11 protein-coding genes are annotated in these 15037 nt (G+C 65.7%); 4 read left to right on the top strand and 7 right to left on the bottom strand.

All coding sequences use genetic code 11. From position 1 onward, the window contains the following. Window positions 1–9: 9 nt before the first annotated feature. On the bottom strand, window positions 10–531 hold the full coding sequence (locus NLM25_RS23915; RefSeq protein ID WP_254138623.1) for an AAA family ATPase: 522 nt from the start codon (window positions 529–531) through the stop codon (window positions 10–12). A 174-nt stretch (window positions 532–705) separates the two neighbouring features. Here NLM25_RS23915 and panE point away from each other — a divergent pair, with 174 nt between their 5' ends. Continuing rightward, on the top strand, window positions 706–1635 hold the full coding sequence (gene panE / locus NLM25_RS23910; protein ID WP_254138622.1) for a 2-dehydropantoate 2-reductase: 930 nt from the start codon (window positions 706–708) through the stop codon (window positions 1633–1635). On the opposite strand, the gene recG is transcribed toward panE, so the two are convergent. From recG to NLM25_RS23895, 3 genes are all read right to left on the bottom strand, one after another. Beyond that, the gene (gene recG / locus NLM25_RS23905) at window positions 1632–3740 is read right to left on the bottom strand and encodes an ATP-dependent DNA helicase RecG (protein ID WP_254138621.1); all 2109 of its coding nucleotides are present in this window, start codon (window positions 3738–3740) and stop codon (window positions 1632–1634) included. The genes panE and recG overlap by 4 nt on opposite strands. Before the next feature lie 132 nt (window positions 3741–3872). After that, window positions 3873–4496: a peptide chain release factor H gene (gene prfH, locus NLM25_RS23900; RefSeq protein ID WP_254138620.1), complete on the bottom strand. Its 624-nt coding sequence runs from the start codon at window positions 4494–4496 to the stop codon at window positions 3873–3875. Continuing rightward, window positions 4493–5665, bottom strand: a complete 1173-nt coding sequence (locus NLM25_RS23895; RefSeq protein WP_254138619.1) for an RNA ligase RtcB family protein — start codon at window positions 5663–5665, stop codon at window positions 4493–4495. Before NLM25_RS23895 ends, prfH begins: the two co-directional genes overlap by 4 nt. Before the next feature lie 357 nt (window positions 5666–6022). Between NLM25_RS23895 and NLM25_RS23890 the strand changes: the two genes are divergently transcribed. The 3 genes from NLM25_RS23890 (at window position 6023) to NLM25_RS23880 (ending at window position 11273) form a co-directional block, all read left to right on the top strand. Next, window positions 6023–6313, top strand: coding sequence for a succinate dehydrogenase assembly factor 2 (locus tag NLM25_RS23890; protein ID WP_254119599.1), 291 nt, complete (start codon window positions 6023–6025; stop codon window positions 6311–6313). After that, a complete protein-coding gene (gene mfd / locus NLM25_RS23885) occupies window positions 6310–9828 on the top strand; it encodes a transcription-repair coupling factor (RefSeq protein ID WP_254138618.1) in 3519 nt (1172 codons plus the stop codon). The genes NLM25_RS23890 and mfd overlap by 4 nt, the downstream gene beginning before the upstream one ends. A gap of 296 nt (window positions 9829–10124) precedes the next feature. After that, entirely contained in the window at window positions 10125–11273 is a 1149-nt protein-coding gene (locus tag NLM25_RS23880) for an acyl-CoA desaturase (RefSeq protein ID WP_254141252.1), read from the top strand. A gap of 65 nt (window positions 11274–11338) precedes the next feature. On the opposite strand, the gene NLM25_RS23875 is transcribed toward NLM25_RS23880, so the two are convergent. The 3 genes from NLM25_RS23875 to NLM25_RS23865 all read right to left on the bottom strand — a co-directional run bounded on the left by NLM25_RS23875 (window position 11339) and on the right by NLM25_RS23865 (window position 15033). Then, window positions 11339–12073 (bottom strand): hypothetical protein, encoded by a 735-nt coding sequence (locus NLM25_RS23875; RefSeq protein WP_254138617.1) that lies wholly within the window; start codon window positions 12071–12073, stop codon window positions 11339–11341. 149 nt (window positions 12074–12222) lie between these two features. Next, window positions 12223–13446, bottom strand: a complete 1224-nt coding sequence (locus tag NLM25_RS23870; RefSeq protein WP_254138616.1) for a GGDEF domain-containing protein — start codon at window positions 13444–13446, stop codon at window positions 12223–12225. Window positions 13447–13530: 84 nt separating this feature from the next. After that, on the bottom strand, window positions 13531–15033 hold the full coding sequence (locus NLM25_RS23865; protein ID WP_254138615.1) for a class I adenylate-forming enzyme family protein: 1503 nt from the start codon (window positions 15031–15033) through the stop codon (window positions 13531–13533). Window positions 15034–15037 lie beyond the last annotated feature (4 nt).

The raw sequence follows: 15037 nt of genomic DNA, 5'->3' as shown, positions 1-15037 counted from the left end.
GGCAATGGATCATTCGCCGTGCACTGAAACCGACTCCAGAAAACCCTCTATGTCACGGTCGCGTCTGAGGCGCACGACCGGGACATCAGCGCCAAACTGGATGCGCTCGGCCTCGATGACAGGGACGCGCTCGGTGTCGTAGCGCCACGCTTCCTTCATCAGCTTCCAGTCGAACTGTTCCGGACACCCCTCGGGCAGATCGGGCCGGACTTTGTTGCGATCGAAAGCTGAACGCAACAGAATGCGCCACTGGCACACCCAGCGTGGGCGGTCGATGACGACCAGCGTGTCCGCGCGCGCGAGCGTGAGATCGAAGGCCAGCCCCGAGAAGCTGCCGTCGACAACCCATTCGTCGCCGGCGATCGCATCGGCGACGCGTGCCCGAAAGCCCGGCTTGTCGGAAGGCTTCCAGCCCGGCCGCCAATAGAGCACGTCGAGATGCACCACTGGCAGCCCGAGCTTCCGCCCGAGATTTCGGGAGAGACTTGTCTTTCCGCTTCCCTGGGAGCCCACAACGATGATCCGGCGCATGGGCCGAGGATTCCATGAAATCAGCCTCGAAGAAAGATTGCGCTCTTGGTCGAGGACTAACCAAGACGAGTGATCGACGATCGTTCGGGGCTGAAGCGAAATCCGCTTGCCCTGCCAGGGGGGCAGTGGCTGAATGCGCAAAGCCGTGACATGTGACTTTACGCGGGAGTTCGAATGAGAGTGCTCGTCATCGGCGCGGGAGCGCTTGGAGGTTATTACGGAGCTTGCCTGGTCCGAGCCGGCCGCGACGTGACCTTTCTGGTGCGGTCCGGGCGAGCGGAACAATTGCGGCGGAATGGATTGCAGGTCGTCAGCCCGCATGGCGACTTTGCCGTGCAGCCGAAAATGATCCTCGCGAACGATCTCAAGGCCCCGTTCGACGTCGTGCTCGTCGGCGTGAAATCCTATTCGCTCGACGACGCCATGAGCCAGTTTGCCCCGGCCGTTGGCGCCAACACGATGATTCTGCCGATCCTCAACGGATTGAAACATATCGACGCTCTGACCGCGCGGTTCGGCGCCGCGCGCGTCCTCGGCGGGCTCGCGAACGTCAGCGCCGGGCTCGATGCGGATGGTCGTGTCGTTCAGTTCATGGCCAATCAGACCATTGTCTTCGGCGAGCTCGAGGGATCGTTGAGCGAGCGTGCGCTCGCGCTGGAGACGCTGCTCCAGGTCCCCGGCATCGACGTGCGCGCCAGCGAAGCGATCATGCAGGACATGTGGGAGAAGTTCGTGCAGCTCAGCACGCTCGCCGGCATCACTTGCCTGATGCGCGCAAGCATCGGAGACATCCTGTCTGTCCCGAAAGGCGAGGAGGCGATCTTCCGCTTGTTCGCGGAGTGCTGCGCCATCGCGGCGGCGTCCGGTTTCGAACCACGGGCGCCGTTCATCGAGTTCGACCGGAAGCTCTTCACGACCATGGATTCGCCGCTCAAAGCCTCGATGCTGCGGGACATCGAGCGCGGCTCGATCACCGAGGCTGAACATATTCTTGGCGATATGGCCAACCGGGCCCGTGCACTTGATCTCGACACGCCGCTGCTGGATCTGGCTCGCGCGCATGTGGCGGCTTACGAAGTCGGGCGGCGAAGAGCAGGGGGCTAGCCTGCCCCGATCAGCGGAATCGCCTCGTCCCGCTCATACAGATACAGCAGGCACCGCAATGCCTCGCCGCGTTCACCCTTAAGTCTCGGATCATCCTTCAGGATGCGCAACGCTTCGTCGCGGGCCTGGGTGATGAGCTGGCCGTGCACCTCCGAGCGCGCGATTCGGTAGCCGGGCAGGCCGCTCTGGCGCACGCCCAGCACGTCGCCTTCGCCGCGCAGCTTCAGGTCCTCCTCGGCGATGCGAAAACCGTCGGTGGTCTCGCGGATCACCTTCAGCCGTGCCTTCGACATTTCGCCGAGCGGCTCCGAGTACAGCAGGAGGCAGGTCGAGGCTTCCGAGCCGCGCCCGATGCGGCCGCGCAGCTGGTGCAATTGGGCCAGTCCGAAACGTTCGGCATTCTCGATCACCATGATGGTCGCGGCGGGCACGTCGACGCCGACCTCGACCACGGTGGTGGCAACCAGGAGGCCGATCTCGTGGGCGGCGAACTGGCCCATCACGCGGTCCTTCTCGGTGCCCTTCATCTGGCCGTGGACCAGGCCGACGCGGTCGCCGAAACGCTTTTGCAGGCTCTCGAAGCGTTTGGTGGCATTGGTCAGGTGCTCGGTGCCCTCCGCCTCGGATTCCTCGACCAGCGGGCAGATCCAGTAGACCAGCTTGCCCGACTGGAGCGCGCGGCCGATGCTCTCCGTGACCTCGTCGAGGCGGCTCATCGATATCGTGCGGGTCTCGATCGGCTGGCGGCCGGCGGGCTTCTCGCGCAGCTCGGAGATGTCCATGTCGCCGAAATAGGTCAGCACCAGCGTGCGCGGGATCGGCGTCGCGCTCAGCACCAGCACGTCGACGGCATCGCCCTTCGAGGTCAGCGCGAGGCGTTCGCGCACGCCGAAACGATGCTGCTCGTCGACGACGGCGAGGGCGAGATCGTTGAAGATCACGTCGTCCTGGATCAGCGCATGGGTGCCGACGAGGAGATTGATCTCGCCGGATTCGAGTTGCGCCAACAGTTCGCGCCGCTCCTTGCCCTTTTCCCGCCCGGTGAGGATCGCGACCCGCATGCCGGCGCGCTCCGCGAGCGGGGCGATGGTCTTGATGTGCTGCCGCGCCAGGATTTCCGTCGGCGCCATCAATGCGGCCTGCTTGCCGACCTCCGTGACGGCGGCGGCAGCCAGCAGCGCCACCACGGTCTTGCCCGAGCCGACATCGCCCTGAAGGAGGCGCAGCATGCGCACGGGTTGCTGCAGATCGTTGGCGATCGCTGCGGCCGCGTCGCGCTGCGACGACGTGAGGGCATAGGGCAGTGCGTCGATGATCTTGTTCCGGAGATGCCCATCGCCAGCGTTGCGGACGCCAGCCGGGCGGCGCAGTTGCGCGCGGATCAGGGCGAGTGCGAGCTGACCGGCCAAGAGTTCGTCGAAGGCGAGGCGCGACCAGAACGGCTTTTCGGGCAGGATGTCCGTGAGCTCGACCGGCTGGTGCACACGATTAAGGGCTTCCGCGATCGGAGGAAAGCTACAACGGCGCAGCACCTCCGGGCTGATCCATTCGGGCAGCGCCGGCAGCTTCAGAAGCGCCTGCGCGATCGCGCGTCGCAGCGAGCCGAGCGCGAGGCCCTCTGTCAGCGGATAGACCGGGTCGATGCCGGAGAGTTTTGCGATCGCCTCCTCGTCGAGCACGCGATCGGGATGCACGATCTGCGGGATGCCGTCATACATCTGGAGCGTGCCCGAGACGTAGCGCTTCTCGCCCATCGGCAGCAGTTTTTCGACATAGCCGGGTTTGGCGCGGAAGAAGGTCAGCACGACATCGCCGGTGTCGTCGCTGGCATAGACCAGATACGGCGCGCGGGCGTTGCGCGGCGGGGGCGGGCGATGGCGATCGACGGTGACTTCCAGCGTCACCATGGTTCCCTGGACCGCGTCGCGGATCTTTGGCCGCGCGCGGCGGTCGATGATCTGGCTCGGCAAATGCAACAGCAGGTCAACCAGGCGCGGCGTCTCATTGCGGCTGAGCAGGTACTGCAGCAGCTTGTCCTGCTTCGGACCGACGCCGGGCAGGCTGGTCACGGGAGCAAACAGCGGATTGAGCAGGCTGGGGCGCATTCGAGGAATCCAGAACCGTTCACTGCCGTGATGGCCAGTTTTGTGCTGGACGTCCACGGCTTTATTTCGGCCCGGCCATGATGGGGCCTGCCTGGACCGGCGGAGTGTGCTGCCGGTCCAGGCGCGACCATGCTATGCGGCTCGAAACGCGGCGCCCTTGAACCGCTTGACCGGCCGACCGCGCTCGAGCTGATCGTGCGCCGCGTGCGCTTCGTTGCGGGCGGCGATCGCGGCCAGCTCGCCTTGCAGCCTGAGCAAAGCCGCCAGCCGGTCTAGTGCCAGCGCCTTGTTCCGATGTTGCGAACGTTCTTCGCGCGCGACGACCGCAAGCCCGCTTGGGACGTGGACGGCCCGCACCGCGCTTTCGGTCTTGTTCTGGTGCTGGCCGCCCGGGCCGCCGGCACGGAAAGCCTCAAAGCGAACGTCCTGAGTGCTGATGGCCTTCGGCGCGTCGGGCAGCGCGGGAAGCTCGAAAACGCCGATGAACCAGTTCTTGCGCTTGTGATGCGGCCTGAGCGGGCTTTGCACCGTCCATTGGATCGCACCGATCCACGGCCGCGCAAAGGCGGCCGCACCGTCGCCATGAACGACAACGAGCGCCGATGCGGGACCGTGCTTGTCGGGATTGGGGCCTTCAAGATGGTCGGTATCGAAGCCGAGTGCGGTCGCTTCGCTGACGAGAGCCGCAACCGCGTTCGCCACCGCGATCCGGCATTCCGCCGGACCGCGTCCGCTGGTGAACAGAAGGCGGATCATCGGCGATCCTCCTTCCAGCCCTTGTCGCGCTTGCCGCTCGCCGGGACACTGGACTGCGCCTTCTTGAATGTCAGCAGTGGCCGGAAGGTTGCCACCACGCGCACCAGGCCGAACTCCACGAGGTCGCCGATGACGCGCTCGATACTCTTGTAGGCGTCCGGCGCTTCCTCCGCGAGCAGGCCGCGATCCCCGCAGACGACGATGCCGCCGAACGGATTGCGTTCCAGCCTTGCGATATCGGACTTCTTGACCCGGACACGACCGTGCATGGATGCACGATCGTATTTGCGACCCGCTCCGTGCGCGAGCGATGCAAGCGCCTCGGCTGGCATGTCCGCGAGAGGCTCGACCAGATAGGACAGCGTACCGCGCGATCCCGGCACTGGCACGAGTCCGCGATCGGCGGCTGCAGCCCCCTTGCGATGCAGCGCCATGACTTCGCCCGCGGCACTGGGCCGACATTCGACCATGTTGTGCGCGAGGTCGCCAACGGGACGCAGATCAGCGCGGGCTGCGATGCCCGCCCGTTCCGCGATGATGCGACGATTGAGTTTGGCCCATCGCACGGCGTGATCGTGTGCCGCGAGGTAAGCATGTCCTTCGTCGCTCTCGATGGTCAGGCTATCGTATCCGTCGCGGAGAGCCCGCTCCAGAATCGAGAAGCCAAGGCCCCGGGATCCGGAATGGACCAGCACGTAAGCGAGGCTCCGCTCGAGGCCGGCTCGTGCCGCCGCATCCGGTGCAAGGATATCGTCGATGGCCTGAATCTCGCAGAAATGGTTGCCGCCTCCGATGCTGCCGAGCGCGGCATCAAAAGTGGTGGCATCCAGTCCATCGTTGGCAGCGGCGCTCTTGGCGTCGCCATCCCAGGGCTGGTCGAGGTCGTGCATCCGCTCGGCCAGGTGATCGAGCCGGAGCTTGCGCGCGGCCACGCCGAGCTCGAACAGGCCCATGCCGCAGCCGATGTCGGAGCCGACCAGTTGCGGATGAATCCGTTCCGATAGAATGGCGCAGCCGACCGGGCCATATTTGCCCGGATGCAGATCAGGCATGGCAGCGACCGCCCGGACTCCAGGGAGCCCAGCGACGTGTTCCAGTTGAAGTGTTGCGTTGCCTTCGATCCATGATCTGGACGAGGCGAAGATGTGGATCGGCGCGCGGCCGTCCACGTTGGCAGAAGTGCCCATTGAAAAGCTTTCAGCAGATAGGGATCGTCGACACGCGCAGCTGTGCTATGCGCGTGGTTTCCCTAACGGCGCGGCCAACGCACGCGCAGTTTAGGCGATGCCCTCGACGGGGCGGCGAGACATGATCGTCATCGAGCCTTCTCCCTGATGATCGCGCCCGCGGGGCGCGAAATCGGGCAGACACATAGCGGTGAAATTGAAAAGCTGCAAGTGGCAGGGCCACACCCGGCGTTTTTGCACGCACCGGCGCTTGGAATGCTGCTGACATTCGCAAGCTCAGGGCCTATATCACCCCGGCCCGGCACGTCCGGGCTTTTGGCGTTTGACTGGATTTGAGACATGACGGGAACGACACGATCGAGCAACGGACTGGACGATCGCCGCAAGCGGTTGCTGTTCCGCTGCTGGCACCGCGGCACGCGCGAGATGGATCTGATCCTCGGCCGCTTCGCGGATGCCGAGATCGGCAACCTGTCCGACGCCGAGCTGACCGAGCTCGAGGCCCTGCTCGAGGTCAACGATCCCGATCTCTATGCCGCCATCACGGGTGACAAGGTGCTGCCAGCTGATGTCACCGGCGCGATCTTCGCGCGCATCAAGGCGTTCCCGATCGCGGACCGCGACGCATGAAGCAGGGCATGAAATCTCCGGCCGAGCTGCTCACGCCCGGCCGCGCGCTGACGCTTGCCAATGTCGCCGAAGGCGCCGAAGGCCTCGTCATCTCCGATCTGGCGCGCGCGATCGCGGCGCGGCCGAAGAAGCCGGCCGTCAGCCTTGCCGTGGTCTGCCGCGACGGTGCGCGGATGCAGCAGCTCGAACGGGCACTGCAATTCTTCGCACCCGATCTGCCGGTGCTCCAGTTCCCGGCCTGGGACTGCCAGCCCTATGATCGCGTCTCGCCGCATGGCGGCATCCTGGCGCAGCGTCTGACCACGCTGGCGCGGCTCGCCTCGCTCACCGGCAGCGACAAGCCGCTGATCGTGCTGACGACAGTGAATGCGGTGGTGCAGCGCGTGCCCTCGCGCGATCTGGTCGCGGCGCAGGCGCTGTCGGTCGCGCCCGGCAATGTCGTGCCGATGGACAGCATCGTCGCCTGGCTCGAGCACAACGGCTACAACCGCTCCTCGACCGTGCGCGAGCCCGGCGAATATGCCGTGCGCGGCGGCATCCTGGACCTGTTTCCGGCGGGCCTTGAGCAGCCCGTCCGCTTCGACTTCTTCGGCGACAGCCTGGAATCGATCCGCACCTTCGACGCCGAGACCCAGCGCACGCTGCTCGACATGCGCGCGCTCGACCTCGTGCCGATCTCGGAATTCCAGCTCGTCACCGACACCATCCGCCGTTTCCGGATGGGCTATGTCGCCGAGTTCGGCGCGCCCGAGCGCGACGATGCGCTGTATGAAGCCGTCAGCGAAGGCCGCCGCCATCCCGGCATGGAGCACTGGCTGCCGCTGTTCCAGGACCGGATGGACACGCTGTTCGACTATCTGCAAGGCGCGGCCGTTGCGATCGAGCCGCAGGCCGAGGACGCGGTCCGCGAGCGCTTCAAGCAGATCCTGGACTACTACCAGGCCCGCCGTGATGCGATGGAGCATCCCGGCGGCGGTGCCATCTACAAGCCGCTGCCGCCTGACAGGCTCTATCTCACGGACGAGGAATGGAGCAGGCGCGAGCGCGAGATGCCGCTGGTGCGGCTGACGCAGTTTTCCGTCCCGGCCGACGGCGCGACCATCGTCGATGCCGGCGCGCGCAAGGGCCGCGACTTCGCACCCGAACGCAATGACACCACAGTCAACGTGTTCGAGTCCGTGGTCAGCCACGTCATGGCTTTGCACGCCGCGCGCAAGAAAGTGGTGATCGCGCTCTGGAGCGAAGGCTCGCGCGACCGCATGACCTCGATGCTGCGCGACCACAAGCTGACCCACACCACCAGCGTCAACAGCTGGCGGACGGTGCAGGCGACCCCGCGCAACGAGACCATGCTCGCCGTGCTCGGCCTGGAAAGCGGTTTCGAGACCGACGAGATCGCGCTGATCAGCGAGCAGGACATCCTTGGCGACCGCCTGGTGCGGCCGCGCAAGGCCAGCCGCAAGCTCGACAATTTCATCTCGGAGGTGACGAGCCTCACCGCCGGCGACATCGTGGTCCACGTCGATCACGGCATCGGCCGCTTCATCGGCCTGCAAACCCTCGACGTCGCCGGTGCGCCGCATGACTGCCTCGAATTGCATTATGCGGCCGAGACAAAACTGTTCCTGCCGGTCGAGAACATCGAGCTGCTGTCACGCTACGGCTCCGACCAGACCACGGTCGAGCTCGATCGTCTGGGGGGCTCCGGCTGGCAGACGCGCAAGGCCAAGCTTAAGAACCGCATCCGGGAGATCGCGGGCGAGCTGATCAAGATCGCCGCCGCGCGTCATCTGCACGAGGCGCCGAAGCTGCCGGTACAGCAGGGCCTCTACGACGAGTTCTGCGCACGCTTCCCCTATGACGAGACCGAGGACCAGCTCGGCGCGATCGAAGCCACCCTGAAGGACCTCGAGCTCGGCCGTCCGATGGACCGGCTGATCTGCGGCGACGTCGGCTTCGGCAAGACGGAGGTCGCGCTGCGCGCGGCCTTTGCCGTCGCGCTCGAAGGCAAGCAGGTCGCGGTCGTGGTGCCGACGACGCTATTGGCGCGCCAGCACGCAAAAACCTTCACCGAGCGCTTCAAGGGCTTTCCGGTGAATGTGGCGCAGGCCTCGCGCCTGATCGCGACCAAGGAGCTGAACCTGGTCAAGAAGGGCATTGCCGACGGTTCGGTCGATATCGTCGTCGGCACCCATGCGCTGCTTGGTAAAGCCATCAAGTTCCGCGACCTCGGCCTCGTCATCGTCGACGAGGAGCAGCATTTTGGCGTCACCCACAAGGAGCGGCTGAAAGCGCTTCGTGCCGAGGTCCATGTGCTGACGCTGTCGGCGACCCCGATCCCGCGCACACTGCAATTGGCGCTGACCGGCGTCCGCGAGCTTTCGATCATCGCATCGCCCCCGGTCGACCGCCTCGCGGTGCGCACCTTCGTGGCCCCGCATGATCCGCTGATGATCCGCGAGGCGCTGCTGCGCGAGCGCTATCGCGGCGGGCAGGCGTTCTACGTGGTGCCGCGCATCGACGACCTCGCCGAGGTCAAGGACTTCCTCGACAAGAACGTGCCGGAGATGAAGGTCGCGGTCGCGCACGGCCAGATGCCGCCGGCGGTGATCGAGGACATCATGACCGCCTTCTACGACGGCAAGTTCGACATCCTGCTGTCGACCACCATCGTGGAATCCGGCCTCGACATCCCCAACGCCAACACGCTGATCGTGCACCGCGCGGACATGTTCGGCCTGGCGCAGCTGTATCAGCTCCGCGGACGCGTCGGCCGGTCCAAGCTGCGGGCCTATGCACTGTTCACGCTGCCGGCGCAGCAGAAGATCACCGCGCAGGCCGAGCGCCGGCTCACCGTGCTGCAATCGCTGGAGACGCTGGGCGCGGGCTTCCAGCTCGCCTCGCACGATCTCGACATCCGCGGCGCCGGCAACCTGCTCGGCGAGGAGCAGTCCGGCCACATCAAGGAGGTCGGCTTCGAGCTCTACCAGTCGATGCTGGAGGAGGCGATCGTCAACCTCAAGGCCGGCGTGTCCGAGCCCGCCGCCGACCGCTGGTCGCCGTCGATCACCATCGGCATGCCCGTGCTCATTCCGGAAGACTATGTCGGCGACCTCTCGGTGCGGCTGTCGCTGTACCGGCGGCTGGCCGATCTCGACACCGAGGAGGAGATCGAGAACTTCGGCGCGGAGATGCGCGACCGTTTCGGCGTGCTGCCGGACGAGGTGCGCTATCTGTTCAAGGTCGCCGCGATCAAGGCGTTCTGCCGCAAGGCCAATGTCGGGAAGATCGACGCCGGCCCGAAGGGCGCCGTCATCGCCTTCCGCGACAATTCGTTCGCCTATCCCGACCGCCTGGTGTCGTTCATCCGCAGCTACGGTCAGGCCGCCAAGGTCCGGCCGGACATGAAGGTGGTGTTCCTGCAGGACTGGGAGACGCCGGAAGAGCGTCTCGCCGGCACCACCGAGATCATGCGTCAGCTCGCGCAACTGGCGCAGAGCAAGAAGGCGGCCTAGCTGCTCCGAGCGCCGCCGGCGCGGTATTTGGATACGAAAACAGCGGCATATGGCCACTTGCGGAATGATCGGACGCCAGCCATGTTCGATTCATCGAGTTCGGCCGAACGACTTGGCCTCGCCGCTGCTAGCGTGCTGACTGACGACCTGATTCGTGTGACCCGCGACTGGTTTACCGGCCGCGGTTTTTTTGTACCGCAAAGCGGGCTAGCCCGCCCATTGCAACTGCTGAGGTGGCGAGCTTGTCTATCAATATCGATCCGGGCCGGGAACACGACGACGAACACGACGACGTCATGTACCCGCAGGTCCTGCCGTTTGTATTGGTCCACGCAGGATGCGTCGCAGCGATCTGGTCGGGCGTCTCGTGGCAAGCCGTTACCATTTGCGTGGTTCTGTACTGGTTGCGCATGTTCGGGATCACCGCCGGATATCATCGGTACTTCTCGCATCGCTCCTACGCGACCAGCCGGGTGTTTCAGTTCATCCTGGCCTTCCTTGCCCAGAGCAGCGCCCAGAAGAGCGTGCTCTGGTGGGCCGCCAAGCATCGCCATCATCATCTGCACTCGGATACGGCGAAGGATGTGCATTCGCCCCGCCACAAGGGCTTCCTCTACAGTCATGTCGGCTGGATCTTCTACCGGCAGCACGATGCAACCGATCTGGTGAAAGTAGCGGATCTGGCGTCGTATCCCGAGTTGATGTGGCTGCACAGGCTGGAGCTTCTGCCGGCATTCGTGCTCGCGGGTCTCTGCTTCCTCGTTGCCGGATGGTCCGGGCTCGTGGTCGGCTTCCTCTGGAGCACCGTGCTCGTGTACCACGCCACGTTCTGCATCAACTCACTCGCGCATGTTCACGGACGCAAGCGGTATGTGACCGGTGACGACTCCCGCAACAACTGGCTGCTTGCTTTCTTCACGATGGGTGAGGGGTGGCACAACAATCACCACGCCTATCAGGCCAGCGCCCGGCAGGGCTTCTACTGGTATGAGATCGATCTGACCTATTATGTCCTGGTGGCCCTGTCCTGGGTCGGGATCGTCCGGGATTTGAAGACGCCGCCCAAGCTGGTTCTGCGCAACGAGCACCAGTTGGGATCGCGCGTCGTCAAGCAGGCGGCCGAGCAGCTCGCTGCGCGCTTCAATCCTGAACACATCGCGTCGGCGATCAGGACGTCGATCCATGAGACCGAATTGTCGGTCCGGGACGCGATCACGTTGCTGCAGCACCGTGCCGATCTGCGCCTGTCCAGCATGCCGACCCGCGAGCAGTTGCTCGCTGAAGCGCAGCGCATGTTCGCGAAGACGATGTCCCTGGACGACATTGTCGACCGTGCCCACGAGCTCCTGAACGAGACCGTTGGCTTTCTCCTGGCTGCTCCCACTCCCGCTCCCGCTCCCGCTCTGGCTGCCGCCCCGAAATCGGGAGCGAATGGCGGCGGTTAGCGCGCGTAAGGGGAGTTCGTGAGATCAGGGAATGCCGGCGGATGACTACGACGCCGGCCTCACAACTAAGGATGGGCGAGATCGACAGGCCGGTTCACGACCATCCGCTCCAGTAGCTTGGCCCCGCTAGCGATCTGCTGATCGAAGTCCTTTACTGAATAGTCCTCGCCCTGACCCTTGTTGGACGAATTGATCCGAATCCAGGCGGTCAGGCCGTTACGGCAGGCCTTGAGCAGGCAGTTTCCCGAGAAATCGCAATCGAGCGGGTAGTATCGACTTGTCGCGCGTTCGCCCCGGTCGAGAAACTTGATGAAGGCGCTCGTTGGAGGGCTCCGGTGATTGTCCTGCCTGGTCCAACCGTATTGGTCCGCCGGCAGACCCAGAGCGGCTTCACGATAGCGCGCCCATTGGGGCAGCCAGGCTTCGCAATTCGTGTCCAAGCCACTGAGGATGCCCACGCCGGTGACGCCTTTCGCGACTTGTTCGCCCAGCATTTCGCGCGGGCGCGTCTGTGAAACGCGGACGGAACTCCATTCGGACGACCGCAACGTTGCGGAATAACGACCGGGGGCGCCAACCAGGTCAGTAAGAGTAAATTCGAGTGGGCTTTTGCCGGGCGGCGTCGATACGGCGAACGTGGTCATCGTCGAATTCTCCTCCGGGAGAGCCACGAGCACATCCTTCAACTGGATCAAAAATCTACCGTCGGGCTGTCGCGGAACCTCTTCGCCCAGCGCAGCTCCAACCAGATTCACTGGCATGAGAAAGATGAGGGCCGCGAGCCTATGAACGAACTGCATGACATTCCTCACGGGACACGCCAATGATAGCCGATTGCGCTATTGCAAGAGTGGGCAAGGCGAAGCGTGCCCATCGCTTCTGTCGTCTTGGAAGGATGGTGGGCACGGCGCAGATGCGCCTTTGCCCTCCTACGGCAGCGAGGTTGTGACTACGACGCCGCGCGGGACGCGTCGGCTGAGAGGCGCCCGAGCAGTGATCGCGCCGTATCCGACGGCGACAGCGAATCCACGCTGACCACGGGATCGCTGCGCATCTCGTGCTTGCCGTTCGAGGTGTGCCGCATCACCGCCGAGAGGCGGCGCGCGATCATGTGGGCGGTGCGGAAATCGGTCTCCGCGAACACGACGATGACCGAGCCGTCCTTCTGTGCCGCGCCAAAATCCATCTGCCGCATCAGGCGGCTCAGGATGCGGGCCGCGTCGAGCTGGGCGCGGGAATTGCCGGGCTCGAAGGCGAAGCGCGCCACGGAGAGGCCGCCGCCGCGGGCAAGCGTCTGCTCGACCGCCTTGGCGAAATCGCGGGCAAAGGCTTCCACCGTGAGCAGGCCGCTGCGCGGATCGAGCCAGCCGCCGGCATCGATCGAGCGCAGCGTGCGGCTCAGTTGCGCTTCCATCGCGTGCTGGCGGATCAGCGGCAGCGCGTTGGCGGCGACCTTCGCCGGCTCGCCCGGGATCAGTTCGAGATTGGGCAGGTCGTACGTCTGCGTAAGCTGGTGCGCGGTGACGACCACGGGCAGGCTGCGGAAACGGGTGTCTTCGGCGAGCACGGTGAGGAAGGCGTCGGTGACGCGCGCGGTAAAACCTTCGGCGAGCACGACGCCGTCGATATCGCGGGTGTTGAGATGCTTGGCCGCAGCCTCGATCGAGAGCGCACCGACGACGCCGACGCGCTCGCCGAGTGCGACGGAGAGCGCGGGATAGGCTGCGCCGCGGCCGATCAGGAGCACGGTCGCATCGCGTGCCGGATCACTTTCCGGCAACCCGACTTTCGCCTCCGGCAGCCGGCGCAGAACCGTCGCATGGAGGGTCCGCACGCGCAGCGCGGCGCGGAGCCGCGCGACGAGGCGGTCGGAATTGCCGCCGCGCGAGGAGAAGGGCAGGGCGTTCTGCGGCAGCGTGCCGGCAGCATCGAGCGCCACGAAGGGAAGATAGGGCGATTGGCCCGCGATCTTCATGGCGAGCGGCGCCAGATGGGGCTCGTGCCCGGCATGCATCGCGGCGAGAACTGCGGCCGGCTGCACCTGCTCGACCGCGCGCGCCGCGCTGGCCCAGTCGGTGTCGACGACGGGGAAGAGACGGGCCTCGTCCAGAGCCGCAATGCAAGGCGGCCGCTGGGCATTGGACACAAACAGGATCGGGCCCGCCTGGGACATCGCAAACTCTGATCACGCAACAGATGCTGCGCAATCTAGTCCGGTCGCCTTAATGCAGCGTCAATGGACGGGTCGAAACTGCGCCTAAACCGGCCCCGAGCGGTCGCGAAAAGCCTCGACCATCAGGGGGTTAAGCCCGAGTTCATTGAGCGCTTCGCGGGCGCGGGCGTTGTCCTGGGCCCGGCCTGCGAGCCGGTGGCCTGAGAGCCGGTCGGGCAGCGCGGTGAGCAGGGCACCCTGGCCGAGCCGGCGCGCCCATTCCTGGAGGTCGTTGGACAGGAAGCGGTAGCCGCCGACGGCCATGATGCCGGAGGGCGGCGCGGTGATGCAGATCGCGCCGCTGGGGCGGTCGAGCCGCGCGGCATAGCCGGTGTCGACATAATCCCGCGGCGGCTGCGCTGTCAGGGTGTCGCCGACCGGCTGCGGCGGTGCGTAGGCCGCGATCGGCACCATCGCCCCACGCAGGCCGAGCGTGCCCTTGGGCGTCAGCAGGATTTCGCCGGCGATGGAGGAGCCGGACTGCTCACGCGGGGCGCCGTGCGGCCCGGGCATCACCGTAACAGGCATGCCGTCCTCGCCGCGGCGGGCGCCGAACAGACCGGCCTCGCCGAATAGATAGACGTCGGTCAGCGGTGCATGCGGCGCGATCCAGGCATCGCTCGCCGCCACCTGCTCGGGCGCACGCCAGAGGCCGATGACGTTGCGCAAGCTTGGCAGCCGTGCCGCGAGATCGGAATCGCCCAGGCGCAGCGCGAGCTGCGCGGGGGCGATCAGCACCTCGCATTCGTGCTCGTTGATCTGCTGCTCCAGCACCTCGTTCTCGAAGGGATGATGCAGCGCCAGCGTGCCGCCGCAGAGCAGCCACACCGCGAGCGAGGAAGCGAGGCCAGCGAACGACATCGGCGCGAACGCCGCCATTACGGTCGCGCCCTGCTTGATGTCGGCCTCCAGCGACATCGCGAGCCCGCCGGCGATCAGGCTGAAATGCGGCCGCGGCACCGGGCGAAAGCCTTCGGCGGTGACGTCGAAGGAGATCATCGCCGCCTTGCGGCCGTCCTGGATCACGGTGCGGGTGGTGCCGGGCGGGCGCGCCAGCACGTCGTCGAGCGAGGCCATGCCCTCGGGCAGGTCGGCGCCGAAACCGCAGACGTAACGGATCGAAAAGGCCTCGGCGGCGGCATGCATCGCGAGGTCGGAATAGCTGACGCCGTCGACCTTGCTCATGGTGACGATGGCGCGCGCCGCGGTGCGGTTCAGCGCGGCGGTCAGTTCCGCATGGCGCCACAGCAGCGGCAGCACGGCGACGACGAGCCCGGCGCGATGCGCGGCGAGCACGGTCAGCACGAATTCGACCGTAGCAGGCAGCTGGATCGCGATGACGGAGTTGGCCGGCAGCCCCGATTCGACGAAATGCGCCGACAGGGCCTCGATGGCGGTGTCAGCCTCGGCGTAAGTCATCCGGCGCGGCTGGTGGCCGGTCACACGGGCCTTGTTGAGGGGATCGAGCAGAGCGGGCGCGTGCGGTTGCCGCATCAGCGTGCGCTGAAACAGCGTGTCGAGCGTCGGCGATACGGCTGGCTGATTCACGGCG

This window comes from Bradyrhizobium sp. CCGB01 (genome assembly GCF_024199795.1).
GTDB lineage: Bacteria > Pseudomonadota > Alphaproteobacteria > Rhizobiales > Xanthobacteraceae > Bradyrhizobium.
The sequence above is the reverse complement of the archived record's forward strand: the minus strand, read 5'-3'. Positions and strand labels throughout refer to the sequence as shown.

Excerpts from the sequence above, each read along its gene's own strand:
- NLM25_RS23915 (WP_254138623.1), bottom strand. The coding sequence starts at position 531 with ATGCGCCGGATCATCGTTGTGGGCTCCCAGGGAAGCGGAAAGACAAGT.
- panE (WP_254138622.1), top strand. The coding sequence starts at position 706 with ATGAGAGTGCTCGTCATCGGCGCGGGAGCGCTTGGAGGTTATTACGGA.
- recG (WP_254138621.1), bottom strand. The coding sequence starts at position 3,740 with ATGCGCCCCAGCCTGCTCAATCCGCTGTTTGCTCCCGTGACCAGCCTG.
- prfH (WP_254138620.1), bottom strand. The coding sequence starts at position 4,496 with ATGATCCGCCTTCTGTTCACCAGCGGACGCGGTCCGGCGGAATGCCGG.
- NLM25_RS23890 (WP_254119599.1), top strand. The coding sequence starts at position 6,023 with ATGACGGGAACGACACGATCGAGCAACGGACTGGACGATCGCCGCAAG.
- mfd (WP_254138618.1), top strand. The coding sequence starts at position 6,310 with ATGAAGCAGGGCATGAAATCTCCGGCCGAGCTGCTCACGCCCGGCCGC.
- NLM25_RS23880 (WP_254141252.1), top strand. The coding sequence starts at position 10,125 with ATGTACCCGCAGGTCCTGCCGTTTGTATTGGTCCACGCAGGATGCGTC.
- NLM25_RS23875 (WP_254138617.1), bottom strand. The coding sequence starts at position 12,073 with ATGCAGTTCGTTCATAGGCTCGCGGCCCTCATCTTTCTCATGCCAGTG.
- NLM25_RS23870 (WP_254138616.1), bottom strand. The coding sequence starts at position 13,446 with ATGTCCCAGGCGGGCCCGATCCTGTTTGTGTCCAATGCCCAGCGGCCG.